The 17124-nt window shown below is 67.2% G+C and carries 15 protein-coding genes; 8 read left to right on the top strand and 7 right to left on the bottom strand.

The window, feature by feature from the left end; all coding sequences use genetic code 11:
• Positions 1–3: 3 nt before the first annotated feature.
• The 3 genes from HNP52_RS09515 to purM are packed head-to-tail and all read right to left on the bottom strand — an operon-like array spanning position 4 to position 2142.
• A complete protein-coding gene (locus tag HNP52_RS09515) occupies positions 4–498 on the bottom strand; it encodes an energy transducer TonB (RefSeq protein WP_184166009.1) in 495 nt (164 codons plus the stop codon).
• Positions 489–1055 carry a phosphoribosylglycinamide formyltransferase gene (gene purN / locus HNP52_RS09510; protein WP_184166006.1) on the bottom strand — a complete coding sequence of 189 codons (567 nt, stop codon included), beginning with the start codon at positions 1053–1055 and terminating at the stop codon, positions 489–491. The genes HNP52_RS09515 and purN overlap by 10 nt, the downstream gene beginning before the upstream one ends.
• Positions 1048–2142, bottom strand: coding sequence for a phosphoribosylformylglycinamidine cyclo-ligase (gene purM, locus HNP52_RS09505; RefSeq protein ID WP_184166003.1), 1095 nt, complete (start codon positions 2140–2142; stop codon positions 1048–1050). The genes purN and purM overlap by 8 nt, the downstream gene beginning before the upstream one ends.
• A gap of 223 nt (positions 2143–2365) precedes the next feature.
• Here purM and HNP52_RS09500 point away from each other — a divergent pair, with 223 nt between their 5' ends.
• The 5 genes from HNP52_RS09500 (at position 2366) to HNP52_RS09480 (ending at position 9103) form a co-directional block, all read left to right on the top strand.
• Positions 2366–3661, top strand: a complete 1296-nt coding sequence (locus tag HNP52_RS09500) for a heavy-metal-associated domain-containing protein (protein ID WP_260396042.1) — start codon at positions 2366–2368, stop codon at positions 3659–3661.
• Positions 3658–4263, top strand: a complete 606-nt coding sequence (locus HNP52_RS09495) for a DnaA ATPase domain-containing protein (RefSeq protein ID WP_184165998.1) — start codon at positions 3658–3660, stop codon at positions 4261–4263. Before HNP52_RS09500 ends, HNP52_RS09495 begins: the two co-directional genes overlap by 4 nt.
• Before the next feature lie 46 nt (positions 4264–4309).
• The gene (locus HNP52_RS09490; protein ID WP_409372619.1) at positions 4310–6451 is read left to right on the top strand and encodes an RNA degradosome polyphosphate kinase; all 2142 of its coding nucleotides are present in this window, start codon (positions 4310–4312) and stop codon (positions 6449–6451) included.
• A complete protein-coding gene (locus HNP52_RS09485) occupies positions 6448–7947 on the top strand; it encodes a Ppx/GppA family phosphatase (protein WP_184165992.1) in 1500 nt (499 codons plus the stop codon). Before HNP52_RS09490 ends, HNP52_RS09485 begins: the two co-directional genes overlap by 4 nt.
• A gap of 67 nt (positions 7948–8014) precedes the next feature.
• Positions 8015–9103, top strand: a complete 1089-nt coding sequence (locus HNP52_RS09480) for a serine hydrolase (RefSeq protein ID WP_221416234.1) — start codon at positions 8015–8017, stop codon at positions 9101–9103.
• 6 nt (positions 9104–9109) lie between these two features.
• Here the strand turns inward: HNP52_RS09480 and HNP52_RS09475 are convergent, their stop codons facing one another.
• The 3 genes from HNP52_RS09475 to rnd form a co-directional block, all read right to left on the bottom strand.
• Positions 9110–9397 carry an I78 family peptidase inhibitor gene (locus HNP52_RS09475; protein WP_184165989.1) on the bottom strand — a complete coding sequence of 96 codons (288 nt, stop codon included), beginning with the start codon at positions 9395–9397 and terminating at the stop codon, positions 9110–9112.
• Positions 9398–9484: 87 nt separating this feature from the next.
• A complete protein-coding gene (locus HNP52_RS09470) occupies positions 9485–9775 on the bottom strand; it encodes an I78 family peptidase inhibitor (RefSeq protein WP_184165986.1) in 291 nt (96 codons plus the stop codon).
• Positions 9772–10950, bottom strand: coding sequence for a ribonuclease D (rnd, locus tag HNP52_RS09465; RefSeq protein WP_184165983.1), 1179 nt, complete (start codon positions 10948–10950; stop codon positions 9772–9774). The genes HNP52_RS09470 and rnd overlap by 4 nt, the downstream gene beginning before the upstream one ends.
• A 175-nt stretch (positions 10951–11125) precedes the next feature.
• Here rnd and aspS point away from each other — a divergent pair, with 175 nt between their 5' ends.
• The gene (gene aspS, locus HNP52_RS09460) at positions 11126–12964 is read left to right on the top strand and encodes an aspartate--tRNA ligase (protein ID WP_260396041.1); all 1839 of its coding nucleotides are present in this window, start codon (positions 11126–11128) and stop codon (positions 12962–12964) included.
• A gap of 220 nt (positions 12965–13184) precedes the next feature.
• Complete coding sequence (locus HNP52_RS09455) at positions 13185–14576, top strand: L-serine ammonia-lyase (protein ID WP_184165980.1); 1392 nt, start codon at positions 13185–13187, stop codon at positions 14574–14576.
• Positions 14577–14582: 6 nt separating this feature from the next.
• Here HNP52_RS09455 and HNP52_RS09450 read toward each other — a convergent pair whose 3' ends face one another.
• A complete protein-coding gene (locus HNP52_RS09450) occupies positions 14583–15764 on the bottom strand; it encodes a PQQ-dependent sugar dehydrogenase (protein ID WP_184165977.1) in 1182 nt (393 codons plus the stop codon).
• Positions 15765–16041: 277 nt separating this feature from the next.
• Between HNP52_RS09450 and HNP52_RS09445 the strand changes: the two genes are divergently transcribed.
• Positions 16042–17058, top strand: a complete 1017-nt coding sequence (locus tag HNP52_RS09445; protein WP_184165974.1) for a 2-hydroxyacid dehydrogenase — start codon at positions 16042–16044, stop codon at positions 17056–17058.
• The last annotated feature ends 66 nt before the right edge of the window (positions 17059–17124 follow it).

The raw sequence follows: 17124 nt of genomic DNA, 5'->3' as shown, positions 1-17124 counted from the left end.
CCTTCATTCGGGGATTTGCCAGTTGATGGGCGCCCTGACGGAACTGGCAACGGGGTCGCCATATTCGTCCCGTGCCGGTTCGAACTGGGCACGCTGCAGGATGATCGCACAGCTATGGGCATCGAGATCGGGATAGCCCGTGCTCTGGGCGATCTCGCACCCGGTCGCCTGCCCGGAGGCGGAGATCTGGACGACGGCAATGACGCGGCCCTGCGCACCGGCACGAATAAGGGAGACGGGATAATCATCCGGCCCGATCGCCAGCCCAAGCAGGCGCGGCGAGATCGGTTCCTTCAGCGGACGCTTGGCGCGCTTGCGCGCCGCCGGCATGGGCACCGCCGGGCGCGCGGTCGGCGCCGTGACAAAGCCCCCGGGCCGGTTAGCGTCCCCGGTAGTGCGGGGCGGGGCGGTCTGGGCAGAAGCGACCGCCGGCGCGATCAGCGCGCAGGCAAGGCCAGCGATGGCGGAGATCAGGATCGAGTTTCGGTTCAGCGGCATAGGAACTCGGCGACTACCCTCGGGTAGAGCCGATGTTCCTCCTTCAGCACGCGCTGCGCAAGGCTTTCCACCGTGTCGCCGGGCAGGATCGCCACTTCGGCCTGGCCGAGCACTTCGCCGGCATCGAGCTCCTCGGTGACGATGTGCACCGATGCGCCGCCATGGCTGTCCCCCGCCGCGATCGCCCGGGCATGGGTATCGAGGCCCTTGTACTTGGGCAGCAGCGAGGGGTGGATGTTGAGGATCCGGCCACGCCAGCGCGCAACGAAATCGTCGGTGAGCAGGCGCATGTATCCGGCAAGCGCGATCGCCTCGACGCCGGCCTCGCGCAGCGCCGCGTCGATCTTCGCCTCATATTCGGCCTTGGCCATGCCCTTGGGGCTCTGCGCGAAGGTCGCGACGCCCTGCGCCGCCGCCCAGGCAAGCCCCTCGGCGGCCGGCTTGTCGCTGGCGACGAGCGCGACTTCGTACGGGCAGTCGGCAGCCTTGGCGGCCTCGACGAGCGCGGCCATGTTCGATCCGCGCCCGGAAATCAGGATACCGAGCTTCTTACGCATTGTGGGTGGCGGACCACTCCCCGCGCGCGCTCCAGGTCTCGCCGTCACCGAACACGGTGCAGCCGCGCTCGCCTTCGACGACTTCGCCGATCACGAACACTTCCTCGCCCGCATCGTAGAGTTCCGTCTTCACCGCTTCCGCCACGTCGGGCGAGACCACCGCGACCATGCCGATGCCGCAGTTGAAGGTGCGCGCCATTTCCTCGGGCTCGATATTTCCCTGTGCCTGGAGGAAGGCCATCAGGCGCGGCAGCGGCCAGGAACCGGCATCGATCTTCGCATGGCAGCCCTCGGGCAGCACGCGCGGGACATTCTCAAGCAGGCCGCCGCCGGTGATGTGCGCCAGGCCGTGGATCGTGCCCTTGCGAAGTTGCGGAAGCAGGCTTTGCACATAGATGCGGGTCGGTGCCATCAGCGCATCGAGCAGGATCACTTCCTGGTCGAACAGCGCGGGGCGATCCATCTTCCAGCCCTTGTCGGCGGCAAGGCGGCGGACCAGCGAGAAGCCGTTCGAGTGCACGCCGGTCGAGCCCAGGCCGAGCAGCACGTCGCCGGGGCGGATCTTGCTGCCGTCGAGCAGCTGGCTGCGCTCCACCGCGCCGACGCAGAAGCCGGCCAGGTCATAGTCCTCATCGGCGTACATGCCCGGCATCTCGGCGGTCTCGCCGCCGATCAGCGCGCAGCCGGCCTGGCGGCAGCCCTCGGCGATGCTGGCGATCACGCGCTCGGCGGTCTCTGGCACCAGCTTGCCGCTGGCATAATAGTCGAGGAAGAACAAAGGCTCGGCGCCCTGGACGATCAGATCGTTGGCGCACATCGCGACCAGGTCGACGCCGACGCCGTCATGCGCGTTGTAATCGATCGCGAGCTTGAGCTTGGTGCCCACGCCGTCATTCGCCGCGACCAGCAGCGGATCGGTGAACCCCGCCGCCTTCAGGTCGAACACGCCGCCGAACCCGCCGAGATCGGCATCGGCGCCGGCGCGGCGCGTGGACTTGGCGAGCGGGCCGATCGCCCGGACCAGCGCGTTGCCGGCCGCGATCGAGACACCCGCCTGGGCGTAGGTATAGTTCTTCTGGTCGCTCATGGCGCGCGCTTAGCGCCAACTTCGCCCCGCGTCACCCCGGCAGTGCCGCAACCGCCACCCAATAAGCGTCATCCCCGCGAAGGCGGGGATCCAGAGCCAGGCAGCGCAGACCTTTGTGACCCTGGATCCCCGCCTTCGCGGGGATGACGGGAAAGGCGTGTTGCGCTGCGCTCTGCACATCATGCTTGGATTTCCCCGCGCCCTTCGCCAAAAGGGCCGTCGCATGACCCTTGCCCGCAAATCCCTCACCATCGGCATTGCCTCCGCGCTCGCGCTTGCGGGGCTCGGCGCCGTGCTCGCCGAAGGGGAAAAGGCCGCGGGCGGCAGCGCCGTGCCGATCGACGCCTCGGGCAGCTTCGAAGTCTCGGGCGTCGATGTCGACGTCAAGGGCAAGGATGCCGATGCCGCGCGCTATGGCGGCTGGCGGCTCGCCCAGCGCAAGGGCTGGGAGATGCTGTCGCGCAAGCTGACCGGCAAGCCTTCCAGCATGTCCGATTCGGCGCTCGATTCGCTGGTAACCGGCATCGTCGTCGAGAAGGAGCAGATCGGCCCGACGCGCTATATCGCGCGCCTCAGCGTGCTGTTCGATCGCAACAAGGCGGGCAGCATCCTCGGCGTGTCGGTCGCGGTGAACCAATCGCCGCCGATGCTGATCGTCCCGCTCGAATATTCGGGCGGATCGGGCCTCGTCTTCGAGCGCGAGACCGCCTGGGCCAAGGCATGGAACCGCTTCAAGAGCGGCGGCAGCACGGTCGACTATGTCCGCGTGCAGGGCAACGGCCCCGATTCGATGCTGCTCAACGCCGGCCAGGTGCTGCGCCGCGGCCGCAACTGGTGGCGTTCGGTGCTCGACCAATATGGCGCCGCCGACGTGCTCATCGCCGAAGTGCAGATCCGCCGCGAATATCCGGGCGGGCCGATCATCGGCATCTTCTCCGCCACCCATGGTCCCGATCGCCAGAAGATCGCGGACTTCGCGCTCCGCGTCGACAATGGCGATTCGCTCGACACGCTGATGGACGCGGGCGTGCAGCGGCTCGACAAGGCCTATCAGCAGGCGCTGGCGCTCGGCCTGCTCCATACCGACCGGCTGCTCTCGACCCGTCCGCCTGCGCCCAAGACCGAGGAAGAGAAGCCCGAGGACGAGGCGACCGACATCGCGACGCCCACGCCCGATGCCGGCGCGATCAACACCGCCAGCACCAGCGGTGTGAACATCCAGTTCGACACGCCCAATGTCGGCGCGGTCAATGCCGGCGAGGCGGCGCTCCGCGGCATTCCGGGCGTGCGCTCGGCGGTCACTTCCAGCCTTGCGCTGGGCGGAATCTCGGTGATGCGCGTCTCGTTCGACGGCCAGATCGCCTCGCTGCGCGCCCAGCTCGAGGCACGCGGATGGAGCGTCCAGGAAGGGGTAGGGGTCCTCCGCATCCGCCGCCCGGGCAATAGCGGGGGCGGGGCAGGGCAACAGCCGATACCGGCCCCCACCGGCACCGGCACACCAGCTCCGAACGGCGGATGACGCAGCTTCGCCTGCCGCTTGGACTGCCGGAGGCGCGCGAGACGGAATTCCTGGTCAGCGACTCCAACGCCCGCGCGGTCCATCAGCTCGAACATTGGGGCACCTGGCCCGTCATGTCGGCGCTGCTCGTGGGGCCGCGCAAGTCCGGCCGCAGCCTGCTCGCGCGCATCTTCGCGGCGAAGACGGGCGCGCGCATCTTCGACGATGCCGATCTCGGCAAGGAAGCGGAAGTGTTCCACGCCTGGAACCAGGCCCAGGCCGATCATCGCCCGCTGCTGATCATCGCCCAGGCCGCGCCGCCGGCATGGGCGGTCAAGCTGCCCGATCTCAGGTCGCGCCTCGCCGCCTCGCCGCTGCTCGAGATCGGCCCACCGGACGACGAACTCATCCCCCAGCTGCTCGAACGCGCCTTCGAGCGGCACCTGCTCCACGCCAAGCCCGACGTGATCGCCTGGATCGCGAAGCGCATCGAGCGCAGCCATATCGCGATCCTGCGCGTTGCCGATGCGCTGGAGCTGGAGGAAAGCCGGCGCTTGTCGATCCCGAGCGTGCGCGCCACATTGATCGAAGCTGGTCTCATAACCGCAACGGAGGGCGACTAACGGCATGGTCAAGGCAGCGAAACAGCGTGCCGATGAAGGGGTTTCGATGACCGAATTGCCGGACACTTCCGTACGTTACTTCAATCGCGAGCTGAGCTGGCTGGCCTTCAACCGCCGGGTGATGGAAGAAGCGACCAACCCCGCCCATCCGCTGCTCGAGCGGCTGCGCTTCCTGTCGATCTCCGGCTCGAACTTCGACGAATTCTTCATGGTCCGCGTCGCCGGCCTGATGGGCCAGCAGCTGCAGAAGGTGGAGACCCGCTCGGTCGACGGCCTGACGCCCGGCCAGCAGCTCGATGCCATCTCGGCCGAGGCCGAGGCGCTGGCCGACAACCAGCAGGCGGTGTGGACGAGCATCCGCGCCGATCTGCTCGAGACCGATATCCATGTCCTCGATGCCAATGCGATCGAAGGCGAGACCGAGGCCTGGCTGGAAACCCATTTCCGCGACCAGATCTTCCCGATCCTGACGCCCCAGGCGCTCGACCCGGCCCACCCGTTCCCGTTCATCCCGAACCAGGGATCGAGCGTGATCTTCGATCTCGTCCGCAAGTCGGATCGCGAGCCGGTGCGCGAGCTGGTCCTGCTGCCCACCGCGATCAAGCGCTTCGTCCGGCTTCCCGGCAACCCGGCGCGCTATGTCGCGGTCGAGGCTGTGCTCAAGCATTTCTCGCACCTGCTCTTCCCGGGCTACACCTCGCTCGGCGCCGCCGCCTTCCGCGTGCTGCGCGACAGCGACATCGAGATCGAGGAAGAGGCCGAGGACCTGGTCCTGACCTTCCGCTCGGCGATCAAGCGCCGCCGCCGCGGCCGGGTGATCCGTCTCGAGATGGAGGAGAGCATCTCGCCCGAGCTGGAGGCGGTGCTCAAGGAGGAACTTGGCGGCAGCGAAGCGCTGCTCACCGAGACCGGTGGCTTCCTCGGCATCGGCGACCTGGCGATGCTGGTCGACGAGGACCGGCCCGACCTGAAGTTCACTCCCTATACGCCGCGCTTCCCCGAGCGGATCCGCGAATATGGCGGCGACTGCTTCGCGGCGATCAAGGCCAAGGACATCGTCGTCCACCACCCCTATGAGAGCTTCGACGTCGTCATCTCGTTCCTGCAGCAGGCGGCGTCGGATCCCGACGTGGTGGCGATCAAGCAGACGCTCTACCGCGCCGGCAAGCAGCCCGCCGTCATCAACGCGCTGATCGCCGCGGCCGAGGCCGGCAAGTCGGTCACCGCGGTGGTCGAGCTCAAGGCCCGCTTCGACGAGGAGCAGAACCTCTATTGGGCGACGGCGCTGGAGCGGGCGGGCGTCCAGGTCGTCTATGGCTTCATCGACTGGAAGACCCATGCCAAGGTCTCGATGGTCGTGCGCCGCGAGGGCAATGGCTATCGCACCTATTGCCACTTCGGCACCGGCAACTACCACCCGATCACGGCCCGCATCTACACCGACATCAGCTTCTTCACCGCCGATCCGCGGGTGGGCCGCGATGCCGCGCAGATCTTCAACTATGTCACCGGCTATGTGGAGCCGCACGGGCTGGAGCTGATCGGCATCTCCCCGCGCGACCTGCGCAACCGGCTGGTCGGGCTGATCGATGACGAGATCGCCCATGCCCGCGCCGGCCGGCCGGGCCAGCTCTGGGCCAAGATGAACTCGCTGGTCGATCCCGCGGTGATCGAGAAGCTCTACGAGGCGAGCAATGCCGGAGTGGAGATCGAGCTGGTGATCCGCGGCATCTGCTGCCTGCGCCCCGGCGTTCCCGGCATGTCCGAGAACATCAAGGTCAAGTCGATCGTCGGCCGCTTCCTCGAGCACAGCCGCATCTGGGCGTTCGGCAACGGCAAGGCCCTGCCCAATGACGGCGCCAAGGTCTACATCTCCTCGGCCGACTGGATGCAGCGCAACTTCGATCGCCGGGTGGAATTCATGCTCCCGATCCTCAACAAGACGGTGCACGATCAGGTGCTCGATCAGGTGATGGTGGCGAACCTGCTGGACAATGAGCAGAGCTGGGTGCTCCGCAGCGACGGGCACTATACCCGCATCGCCCCCGGCGAGGATGCGAGCTTCAACCTGCACCGCTATTTCATGACCAACCCATCGCTTTCGGGCCGCGGCGCCGCGCTCGACGCGCGCAAGCCAGTTCCCAAGCTCCAGCTGAAGCGCAAGGCGAGGACCAGGGCCAAGGCATGACGACATTGCCGTTCCGCAAGGCGCGCACGAAGCCATCCGTTGTCGACGATCGTACCGCGATCATCGATATCGGCTCCAACTCGGTGCGCCTCGTGGTCTATCAGGGCTCCGCGCGCCTGCCGGCGACGCTGTTCAACGAGAAGGTGATGGCCGGCCTCGGCCGCGGCCTGGCCGAGACCGGGGCGATCGAGCCCGCCAGCATGGCGGCCGCCCGCGGCGCGTTGTCGCGCTTCTCGGCGCTCGCCCGCGAGATGCAGGTCGGCGAGCTTCGCACCGTCGCCACCGCCGCCGTCCGCGATGCTTCCAACGGACGCGAGCTGATCGAGACGGCGCGCAACCTCGGGCTCGAGGTCGAGACGCTGTCGGGCGAGGAAGAGGCGATGGCCGCCGGCCTCGGCGTGCTCTCGGGCATTCCCGAGGCGGACGGCATCGTCGGCGATCTCGGTGGCGGCTCGCTCGAGCTGGTCCGGGTCGTTGCCGGCACGGTTACCGATCGCGTGTCCTTCCCGCTCGGCGTCCTGCGCCTCGGGGCGATCCGCGCGGAGGGCAAGGCCGCGCTGGAGCGCAAGGTCGCGAAGCTGCTCGGCGATGCCGGGTGGAAGGGGCGGGGGAAGGGGCTGCCCTTCTATCTGGTCGGCGGCTCGTGGCGCAGCCTGGCCCGGCTCGACATGCATCTTAAGCATTATCCGCTGCCGATCGCGCACCAATACCCGATGGCCGTGGCGCGAATTGGCGAGCTTGCGAGCTCGATTGCGGCCATGCCCAAGGCGGACCTCAAGGCAATTCCGAATCTCTCCAGCGCCCGCGCCGGCTCGCTGGAGGACGCCGCTCTGCTCCTGTCCCAGGTGCTCAAGCAGCTTGGCAGCAAGGGGACCATCGTCTCAGCCTATGGTCTGCGCGAGGGGCTGCTCTACCAGCGCCTGTCGCCCGAGTTGCGCCAGCAGGACCCGCTGATCGCCGCTACCCGCGACGAAGGCGAACGGCTCGGCCGTTTCCCCGAGCATGGCGACCTGCTCGACCAGTGGATCGCCCCGCTCTTCGCCGGAGAGCCGCCCGAGATGGCCCGGCTGCGCCATGCCGCCTGCCAGCTCGTCGATGTCGGCTGGCACGCCAACCCCGAATTCCGCGCCGAACGCGGCCTTGATGCCGCGCTGCACGGCAATTGGGTGGCGATCGACTCGATGGGCCGCGCCGCGCTCGGCCAGGCGCTCTACACCGCGCTCGGCGGCGGGCTCGACACGCCGGCACCGCTGCCCCAGCTCGCCGATGACGACACGCTGTGGCGCGCCAAGCTCTGGGGCCTGGCGATCCGCCTCGGCCAGCGCCTGTCGGGCGGCGTCGCCGCGCCGATCAAGCGCTCGGAACTGCACATCGACGAGGAGACGCTGGCGCTCTGCCTGGATCCCGAGGACGAGGCGCTTTACGGTGAAGCGGTCGAGAAGCGCCACAAGGCGTTGGCCGCTGCCTTCGGCAAGGAGCCGATCCTCGAGGTCTAGTAACATGGCGTTCATGTCGCCCCCGCAATGAATTCGCCCAGGTAAAGGCGTAGGGAGGGATGATCGGATGCTGATCGATAGACGCGCGCTGCTGCAGGGTGGCGCGGCCATGGGAATGACCGCGCTGGCACCGCTGCCGGCCTGGGCCAAGGGCCATCCGGACGATGCGAAGATCGACGCCTTCGTGAAGGCCAATGGCTTTGCCGGCACGATCCTCCGCGCCAAGGCCGGCAAGCAAGTCTATGTCCGCAATTTCGGGCTGGCGAACATCGCCACCAAGGCACCGGTCACCACCGACACGGTCTACGGCATCGCCTCGATCTCGAAGTTCCTCACCACGGTGACGATCCTCAAGCTCGCCGAGGCCGGCAAGCTCGCGCTCGACGCGCCGATCGCGACGCTGTTGCCCGGCTACCGCCCTGACACCGGGGGCAAGGTCCAGCTCGCGCATCTGCTGTCGAACACCAGCGGCATCCCCAACGGCTTCATGCCCGAGCTCAAGCTGGAACCCGACCTGGTCACCCGTGACATCGGCACCGCGGAATCAGTCCGCCGCTTCTGCTCGGGCGACCTGATCTTCGAGCCTGGAGCCAAGTTCGATTACCTGCTGACCAACTGGTTCATCGTCGTCGCGATCGTCGAGGCGGTGACCGGCAAGCCCTTCCAGCAGGCGATGCGCGAGATCACGCTCGATCCGCTGGGCCTCGCGCACACCACCGCTGCGATCGGTACCGAGAACCAGACCGGCTCGGCGCTGTCCTATCGCACCGTCGACCCGGTGGTCGAATGGCCCAATCCGCGCACGCCGGTGATGGCGGCCTCGGGCGGCTATTTCAGCAATGCGGGCGACCTGCTCCGCGTCGGGCATGCGGTGTTCGACAAGGGATTCGTATCGCCCACCTCGCTCAAGGCGCTGCGGACGGTGCGCGTCACCGAACAGGACTATTCACTCGGCGGACGCGTGCGGACGATGACGATCGCCGGCAAACCGGTCGAAGCGGCATGGGAAACCGGCCGCACCGCCGGCTATCGCAGCCTGCTCGCGCACCGCTACGACACGCAGGAAAGCATCGTCCTGCTCAACAACACCGGCATCTCGCAAAAGGCGATCGACCTGTTCGCCGACGACCTGTTCGGCGCCGCGCCCAGGGCCTGAGCGCCGCTAGACGCAGCGCAGCCCGCTGATCCGCCCGCGCTGGTTGACGTCCACCGTCAGCCGGTCGCGGCGGAAGTCCATCGTCACGGCCTCGCCTGGACGCACCACGCGGACGCTCGAGGCACCGCTGCGTGCCCGCAGCCGTGGCTGGAGCTGCGGCGACATCGGCGCGCCGATAAAGCGCTGCACCGCACCGGCATTGCAGATGCGCGGTCCCGGCATCGGCGTGGGCCTGCCGTCGTTCATGCAGCCGGCAACCAGCAGGGCAGTCGCGATCGTTCCGATGGCGCGCATGTCTCTCTCCTCGGTCGCCCCCCGGCACCGCGGCTTATAGCCCGGATGCGTAACGAAGGGGAGGGCGCGAGGTGCTTAACCCGGTGCTTACCCGCAGCGGGCCGAGCCGATCTTGCCGTCGGTGCCGAGATGCAGGTTCAGCCGGTCGGGCCGGAAATCCATCGTCATCATCGATTCCGGCGTCAGCCAGCGCACCGTCTTCGCGCCCGACAGCTTGCGCGCCTCGGCCTCGACTTCGGGGCTGCGCGTCTTGCCGACCAGGTCGCCCAGCTTCGACGCATTGCACTCCACGCCCGGGATCGCCTCGGGCGGCGTCTTCGGGGTGCAGGCACCGGTCATCACCAGGGCAACAGCGGCAGGCAGGACGAGGCGAATCATGCAGCAGGTTCCTCGGTACGGGTCATCTTGAGCTTACCATTCTTGACGGTGAACCCCAGCTGACCCTCGACCAGGTTGAGCGCGTCGCGGCCGAACTGCTCGTAGCGCCAGCCCTCCAGGATCGCGAGACCGTCGCGTACCCCGGCCGCCAGCGACTCGAGATCGTCCGAGCGCGCGAGCAGGCGCGGCGCCACGTTGATCTCCTTGGCACGGATCTTGAGCAGCAGCTTGAGCAGGTCCGCGACCAGCGCGCCGTCCTTGCCGAGCGAGGGCTTGCGATCATCGCGCGGCGGCATCTCGGCGGTCGACATCGGCTCGGAACCGTCGAGCGCCGCCATCAGCCGCCCGCCGATGTCGTTGCCCGCCCAGGCAGCCGAAAGCCCGCGTACCTTGCCCAGGTCGCTCTGCTTGCGCGGCGGGTTGCCGGCGAGGTCGGCCAGCGTCTCGTCCTTGACGATGCGGCCGCGCGGCAGGTCCTTGCCCTGCGCCTCGAGCTCGCGCCAGCGGGCGAGTGCCTTCAGGCGGCCCAGCACCTCGGGCTTGCGGCTGGAGACGCGCACGCGCTGCCACGCCTCGTCCGGGTCGTTATGATAGTTCTCGGGGTCGGCGAGCCGCTCCATCTCCTGGTCCAGCCAGGCGCCGCGACCGGTTTTCTTCAGCTTCTCCAGCATCTTGGGGAAGATCTTGGAGAGATGGGTCACGTCGGCGATGGCGTAGTCGATCTGGCGCTTGTCGAGCGGGCGGCGGCTCCAGTCGGTGAAGCGGGCGCCCTTGTCGATCGTGAAGCCCAGATAGGTGTCGACCAGGTTGGAATAGCCGATCTGCTCGCCGAGCCCGAGCGCCATCGCGGCAACCTGGGTGTCGAACAGCGGGTGCGGCGTCTTGCCGGTGAGGTTGTAGACGATCTCGATGTCCTGGCCGCCGGCATGGAAGACCTTCAGCACCTCCTCATTGTCGACCATCAGGTCGAGCAGGGGGGTGAGATCGATTCCCGGTGCCATGGGATCGATCGCCGCGGCTTCTTCGTCGTCGGCGATCTGGATCAGGCAGAGTTCGGGCCAATAGCTGTTTTCGCGCATGAACTCGGTGTCCACACACACGTAGGGCTTGTTGGCGAGGCGGGCGCAGAGGTTGGCGAGAGTCGCGCTGTCTTCAATCAGACCATGGATATGCATCCTAGGCCCATAGACCGGTCTTCGGGTTGACAAAAGTGGGGTCTGCAAGGAATGCGCGCCCACGCTAATTTATTCGTCATCCCCGCGCAGGCGGGGATCCAGAGCCCAAGGCAACATCGCTCGTGACCCTGGACCCCCGCCTTCGCGGGGGTGACGAGCAAGGGAAAGACCGGAAATGCACGCCTATCGCACGCACACCTGCGCCCAGCTCCGCGCCGAACATGTCGGCCAGGAAGTCCGCCTTTCGGGCTGGGTCCATCGCAAGCGCGACCATGGCGACCTGGTCTTTATCGACCTGCGCGACCATTATGGCATCACCCAGATCGTCACCGAAGTGGACGGTCCGGCCTTCCAGGTGATCGAGTCGCTGCGCAGCGAATCGGTGGTGACGATGACCGGCAAGGTCGTCGCCCGCTCGGCCGAGGCAGTGAACCCGAACCTGCCGACCGGCGAAGTCGAGATCCGCGTAACCGAGGCGAAGATCCAGAGCCAGGCGCAGGAACTGCCGCTGCCGGTGTTCGGCGATGCCGAGTACCCCGAGGAAATCCGCCTGCGGAACCGCTTCCTCGATCTGCGCCGCGAGAAGGTCCACAAGAACATCATGCTGCGCTCGAGCGTCATCGCCTCGCTGCGCCGCCGGATGATCGACCAGGGCTTCACCGAGTTCCAGACGCCGATCCTCACCGCGTCGTCGCCCGAAGGCGCCCGCGACTATCTCGTTCCGTCGCGCGTCCACCCGGGCAAGTTCTACGCGCTCCCGCAGGCGCCGCAGATGTTCAAGCAGCTGCTGATGGTCGCCGGCTTCGACAAGTATTTCCAGATCGCGCCGTGCTTCCGCGACGAGGACGCGCGCGCCGATCGTTCGCCGGGCGAGTTCTACCAGCTCGATTTCGAGATGAGCTACGTCACCCAGGACGACGTGTTCGCCGCGATCGAGCCGGTGCTGCACGGCGTGTTCGAGGAATTCGCCGATTGGGAAGGCATGGGCCGCAGTGTTTCCGCTCTGCCGTTCAAGCGTATCCCGTACCGCGAATCGATGCTGAAGTACGGCAACGACAAGCCCGATCTGCGCAACCCGCTGCTGATCACCGACGTCAGCGAGTTCTTCAAGGGCTCGGGCTTCGGTCGCTTCGCCTCGATCGTCGAGGGCGGCGATGTCGTCCGCGCGGTCCCGGCACCCAACACGCATGAGAAGAGCCGCAAGTTCTTCGACGACATGAACAGCTGGGCCCAGTCGGAAGGCTTCCCGGGCCTCGGCTACGCCACCCAGAAGGACGGCGTGTTCGGCGGCCCGATCGCCAACAACCACGGCCAGGAAGGCATGCAGGCCATTGCGCAGGCGATGGGCCTCGGCCCGAACGACGGCATCTTCTTCGCCGCTGGCAAGGAAGCCCAGGCCGCCAAGCTCGCCGGCCTCGCGCGCACCCGCGCCGCCGAGCAGCTCGAGCTGATCGACAAGAAGCGCTTCGAGTTCTGCTGGATCGTCGACTTCCCGATGTTCGAGTATGACGAGGACGCCAAGAAGGTCGACTTCAGCCACAACCCGTTCTCGATGCCGCAGGGCGAACTCGAAGCGCTGGAGACCAAGGACCCGCTCGACATCCTCGCCTATCAGTACGACATCGTCTGCAACGGCATCGAGCTGTCGTCGGGCGCGATCCGGAACCACCGTCCGGAGATCATGTACAAGGCGTTTGAGATCGCCGGCTACACCCAGGCCGATGTCGACACCAATTTCGCCGGCATGATCAACGCCTTCAAGTTCGGCGCCCCGCCGCACGGCGGCTCGGCCCCGGGCGTCGATCGCATCGTGATGCTGCTCGCCGACGAGCCGAACATCCGCGAAGTCATCGTCTTCCCGATGACGCAGAAGGCCGAGGACCTGATGATGCAGGCCCCGTCCTATGTCAGCGAGAAGCAGCTCAAGGAACTCAACATCCGCCTGGCACCGCAGGTCGCGGCGGACCTCGCCAAGAAGGGCACCGACGGCATCGTCGATCCCGCGGCGGGCTGAGTTTCGCGGTCGCGCAACCGCCCGCTCTGTTCCCTGGCGAAAGCCGGGGTCCAGGGTTTCTTTTCCGTGTCGCTTGTGACCCTGGGCCCCGGCTTTCGCCGGGGAACAGAATAGCCAGAGGCCTCTCGCCCGCTTGAAGTTATAAAACTTCAACGTACAGACATAAAACTACAACCAAGATCAGCAATCCGGCCGCCAGAGTCGGGACGCAGGAGTAGCAATGTCTGAAGACAACACCGCGCGGGCGCGTGCCCGGGCGGAGGCGACGATTGGGCTCGCCGACCTGTTCACCATCGGTATCGGCCCGTCGAGCTCGCACACTGTCGGCCCGATGCGCGCCGCCGCTTCCTTCGCGGAGCAGGCGCTGGACAAGGGCACGCCGACTGCCGTCTCCTGCGAGCTGTTCGGCTCGCTCGCGCTCACCGGGCGCGGCCACGCCACGGATATCGCGACGATCCTCGGCCTTGCCGGCTACCAGCCCGAGAGCGTCGATCCCGATGCGGTGAACACCATCGTCGAGACGATCCGCGCCGAGCAGCAGCTGGCGCTGGGCGGCCATGTCGTGGTGCCGTTCGTCGAGGGTCGCCACCTGATCTTCCGCGACGACAAGTTCCTGCCGGCGCACCCGAACGGCATGCGCTTCGTCGCCCATTATCCCGAGGGCGAGCCCTGGGAGACCTTCTATTATTCGATCGGCGGCGGCGCGATCGTCGAAGGTGGCTGCGAGCCGCCCCAGACCAACGTCAAATTGCCCTTCGCCTTCACCTCCGGCGCCGAGCTGCTCGCCGTGGCGGCGGCGCAGGACGCCAGCATCGCCGATATCGTCCGGGCCAATGAAGCCGCCTGGCGCGACGATGCCGAGACCGACGCCTTCCTCGACAGCCTGCGCGCCGCCATGTCGGCCTGTATCGATCGCGGCATGCGCGGGGAGGGGGAGCTGCCCGGCGGCCTCAAGGTCAAGCGCCGCGCCCGCGACCTGCACCAGCGGCTGATGGCACGCGGGCCCCGCAGCGATCCGTCGCTCGTGTTCGACTGGGTCAGCCTGTGGGCGCTCGCGGTGAACGAGGAGAATGCCGCCGGCGGCCGCGTCGTCACCGCGCCGACCAATGGCGCGGCGGGGGTGATCCCGGCGGTGCTGCGCTATTACGAGACCTTCTGCGCCAACCCCACGCCCGCGGGTTCGCGGACTTTCCTGCTGACCACCGCGGCGATCGGTTTCCTCTACAAGAAGCGCGCCTCGATCTCGGCAGCCGAGATGGGCTGCCAGGGCGAAGTCGGCGTCGCCTGCTCGATGGCCGCCGCCGGCCTGGCCGCGGCGCTCGGCGCAACCAACGCCCAGATCGAGAACGCCGCCGAGATCGGCATGGAGCATAATCTCGGCCTCACCTGCGATCCGATCGGCGGCCTCGTCCAGATCCCCTGTATCGAGCGCAACACGATGGGCGCGATCAAGGCGATCAACGCCGCCTATCTCGCCATGCATGGCGACGGCAGCCATGTCGTCAGCCTCGACGCGGTGATCGAGACGATGCGCCAGACCGGCGAGGACATGCGCTCCAAGTACAAGGAGACGGCCCAGGGCGGCCTGGCGGTGAACGTCGTCGCCTGCTGAGGCCGCTCAGTTCGGCCGGGGCGAGACGCGCAGCACGCGCCCGGTGCCGGTATCCTCGAGCACCCAGATCGCCCCGTCCGAGCCTTCGCGGACATCGCGGATGCGCGCGTGGAGCGGCAACCGGGCGACTTCGGCCGCGCTCGTCCCGTTGAACTTGACGAACACCAGCCCCTGCGACTGCAGGCCGCCCATGATCGCATAGCCGGCCCATTGCCGGAACATCTTGCCCGAATAGATGATCATGCCCGCCGGCGCGATCACCGGGTCCCAATAGGTCACCGGCGCCACATAGCCGTCGCCGGTCGCCGGCTTGGGGATCAGCCCGCCGTCATAGTTGTTGCCCCAGGAGACTTTCGGCCAGCCATAATTGCCGCCGGGAACGATCAGGTTGAGCTCGTCGCCGCCCTTGGGACCCATTTCGTGCTGCCACTGGCGCCCGGCGGCATCGAACGCGATGCCATAGGGATTGCGATGCCCGAGCGTCCAGATCTCCGGCATCGCACCGGGCGTCTTCACAAAGGGATTGTCCGGCGGGATCGTGCCGTCGGCGAACAGCCGGATCGTCTTGCCCAGCGTATTGGACAGGTCCTGCGCCGGATCGAAGGTCGCGCGCTCGCCGGTGGTGATGAACAGATATTTGCCGTCCGGCGAGAAGGCGAGCTTGCCGCCGAACTGGCCGGCAGTGGTCGTCTTGGTCTGCCTCCAGATGGTCTTGAAATTCTCGAAGCGCGGCTCGCCATCGGTCGGCAACACGAGCTCGGCCGTCGCCACGGCGAGCCCTTCCGCTCCGTTGGTACCCGGCTCGTCGAAGCTGATGACCACCTTGTGCGACGTGGCGTAATCGGCGCTCAGTATGATGTCGAACGCGCGGAAACCCTTGGGCAGGCCGGCAAGCGGCGCGGAATAGGACCCGTTCTGGGCAACCAGCCGGATCCCGTCAAAGGCCTGGGTCACCAGGAGGCGCCCGTCGGGAATGAAGTTGATCGCCCAAGGATATTCGAAGGCAGCGATCGGCGCGATGTCGACGGTCACGCCGTCGCTGGTGGTCGCGGTTTCCTTGGGCACCGGCGTGGGCGTGGGGGTGGGAGTCGGCGTCGGGCTGACCGTCGGCGCCGGGGTCGGGCCGGCAACGCCGCCGCTGGGTCCGGAGCCGGTGCCGCCACCGCCGCTGCAGGCGGCAAGCGCCATCACGCACGCGCAAGGGCCTGCGCCCAGACGCCACATCGAACCGATTTTCATGAAATCCCCCAAGAACGCTGAAACCCGGAGCGCAGCTCCGCAGCGAAAAAAGCATATAATTCAGCTATTATTCAAGGGAAGTTGCGACGATTTTCATTCGTCACGCGCCCAATTTCATCCGAAATGGTGTGGTTGACGCATGATAGGGCGCATGTCCGGGCACCACTGGCCGCCGCCGGGCCGCTGCGGTATCCGAAATGGCCGGCACATCCGGCGGGAGACATGCATGCGTATCGCGGTGTTCAACACCAAGTCCTATGACCGCCGCTTCCTGACCGAAGCGAACGCGGCATTCGGCCATGACCTGCATTTCCTCGAGCCCCGCCTCGAGCCCGCCACCGCATCGCTCGCCGCCGGGCACCAGGCGGTGTGCGTCTTCGTCAACGATGTCGTCGATGCCGAGGTGCTGGAAGTGCTGGCCGGGCAGGGGACGCGGCTGGTCGCGCTACGCTGTGCCGGGTTCAACAATGTCGATCTCGCCGCCGCGCATCGGCTCGGGATCGCCGTGGTCCGCGTGCCCGCCTATTCCCCCCATGCCGTTGCCGAGTTCACCATCGGGCTCCTGCTTGCGGTAGATCGCCATATCCCGCGCGCCTGGGCGCGGGTGCGCGACAATAATTTCGCGCTCGACGGCCTGATCGGCCGCAATCTCCACGGGCGCACCGTCGGCGTGATCGGCACCGGCAAGATCGGCGCGCTGGTCGCCCGCGGCCTCAGGCTCGGCTTTGGCTGCGAGGTGCTGGCCGCGGACCTCTATCCCGATCCCGAGCTGGAGCGCATCGGCGTCCGCTACGTCCCCCGCGACGAACTGCTGCGCACCGCCGAGATCATCACCCTCCATTGCCCGCTCACCCCGGACACCCGCCACCTGATCGATACCGCGACGATCGACGCCGCCCGTGACGGCCTGATGATCGTCAACACCAGCCGCGGCGCACTGATCGACACCGCCGCGCTGATCGAGGGGCTCAAGTCCCGCAAGATCGGCGCCGTCGCGCTCGACGTCTATGAGCAGGAAGCCGATTTGTTCTTCGAGGACCTGTCGAACGAGATCGTCTCCGACGACCTGTTCCAGCGCCTGCTGACCTTCCCCAACGTGCTGGTCACCGGCCACCAGGCCTTCCTTACCGAGGAAGCGCTGGCCGCCATCGCCGAGACGACGCTGCGCAGCGCCGCCGATGCCGAGGCGGGCAAGATGCTCCAGAACCGCGTCGATGCCGATCGGATCGCGACTTCGAAGTAAGCAGATCGACTTTCATCGCATAGCCATTCCCGGCACGTTCCCGACCCGGCTAGCCCGATTTCGGGC

This window comes from Sphingomonas kyeonggiensis (assembly GCF_014204495.1).
GTDB classification, from domain to species: Bacteria; Pseudomonadota; Alphaproteobacteria; order Sphingomonadales; family Sphingomonadaceae; genus Sphingomonas; species Sphingomonas kyeonggiensis_A.
Note: the sequence above shows the minus strand (reverse complement) of the source record. Positions and strands in the feature narration are given on the sequence as shown.

What these genes read in the sequence shown, in the direction of transcription:
- purM (WP_184166003.1), bottom strand. Translation starts at nt 2,142, where the DNA reads ATGAGCGACCAGAAGAACTATACCTACGCCCAGGCGGGTGTCTCGATC.
- HNP52_RS09445 (WP_184165974.1), top strand. Translation starts at nt 16,042, where the DNA reads ATGCGTATCGCGGTGTTCAACACCAAGTCCTATGACCGCCGCTTCCTG.
- HNP52_RS09455 (WP_184165980.1), top strand. Translation starts at nt 13,185, where the DNA reads ATGTCTGAAGACAACACCGCGCGGGCGCGTGCCCGGGCGGAGGCGACG.
- purN (WP_184166006.1), bottom strand. Translation starts at nt 1,055, where the DNA reads ATGCGTAAGAAGCTCGGTATCCTGATTTCCGGGCGCGGATCGAACATG.
- HNP52_RS09515 (WP_184166009.1), bottom strand. Translation starts at nt 498, where the DNA reads ATGCCGCTGAACCGAAACTCGATCCTGATCTCCGCCATCGCTGGCCTT.
- aspS (WP_260396041.1), top strand. Translation starts at nt 11,126, where the DNA reads ATGCACGCCTATCGCACGCACACCTGCGCCCAGCTCCGCGCCGAACAT.
- HNP52_RS09490 (WP_409372619.1), top strand. Translation starts at nt 4,310, where the DNA reads ATGACCGAATTGCCGGACACTTCCGTACGTTACTTCAATCGCGAGCTG.
- HNP52_RS09485 (WP_184165992.1), top strand. Translation starts at nt 6,448, where the DNA reads ATGACGACATTGCCGTTCCGCAAGGCGCGCACGAAGCCATCCGTTGTC.
- HNP52_RS09475 (WP_184165989.1), bottom strand. Translation starts at nt 9,397, where the DNA reads ATGCGCGCCATCGGAACGATCGCGACTGCCCTGCTGGTTGCCGGCTGC.
- HNP52_RS09470 (WP_184165986.1), bottom strand. Translation starts at nt 9,775, where the DNA reads ATGATTCGCCTCGTCCTGCCTGCCGCTGTTGCCCTGGTGATGACCGGT.
- HNP52_RS09500 (WP_260396042.1), top strand. Translation starts at nt 2,366, where the DNA reads ATGACCCTTGCCCGCAAATCCCTCACCATCGGCATTGCCTCCGCGCTC.
- HNP52_RS09480 (WP_221416234.1), top strand. Translation starts at nt 8,015, where the DNA reads ATGCTGATCGATAGACGCGCGCTGCTGCAGGGTGGCGCGGCCATGGGA.
- HNP52_RS09450 (WP_184165977.1), bottom strand. Translation starts at nt 15,764, where the DNA reads ATGGCGCTTGCCGCCTGCAGCGGCGGTGGCGGCACCGGCTCCGGACCC.
- HNP52_RS09495 (WP_184165998.1), top strand. Translation starts at nt 3,658, where the DNA reads ATGACGCAGCTTCGCCTGCCGCTTGGACTGCCGGAGGCGCGCGAGACG.
- rnd (WP_184165983.1), bottom strand. Translation starts at nt 10,950, where the DNA reads ATGCATATCCATGGTCTGATTGAAGACAGCGCGACTCTCGCCAACCTC.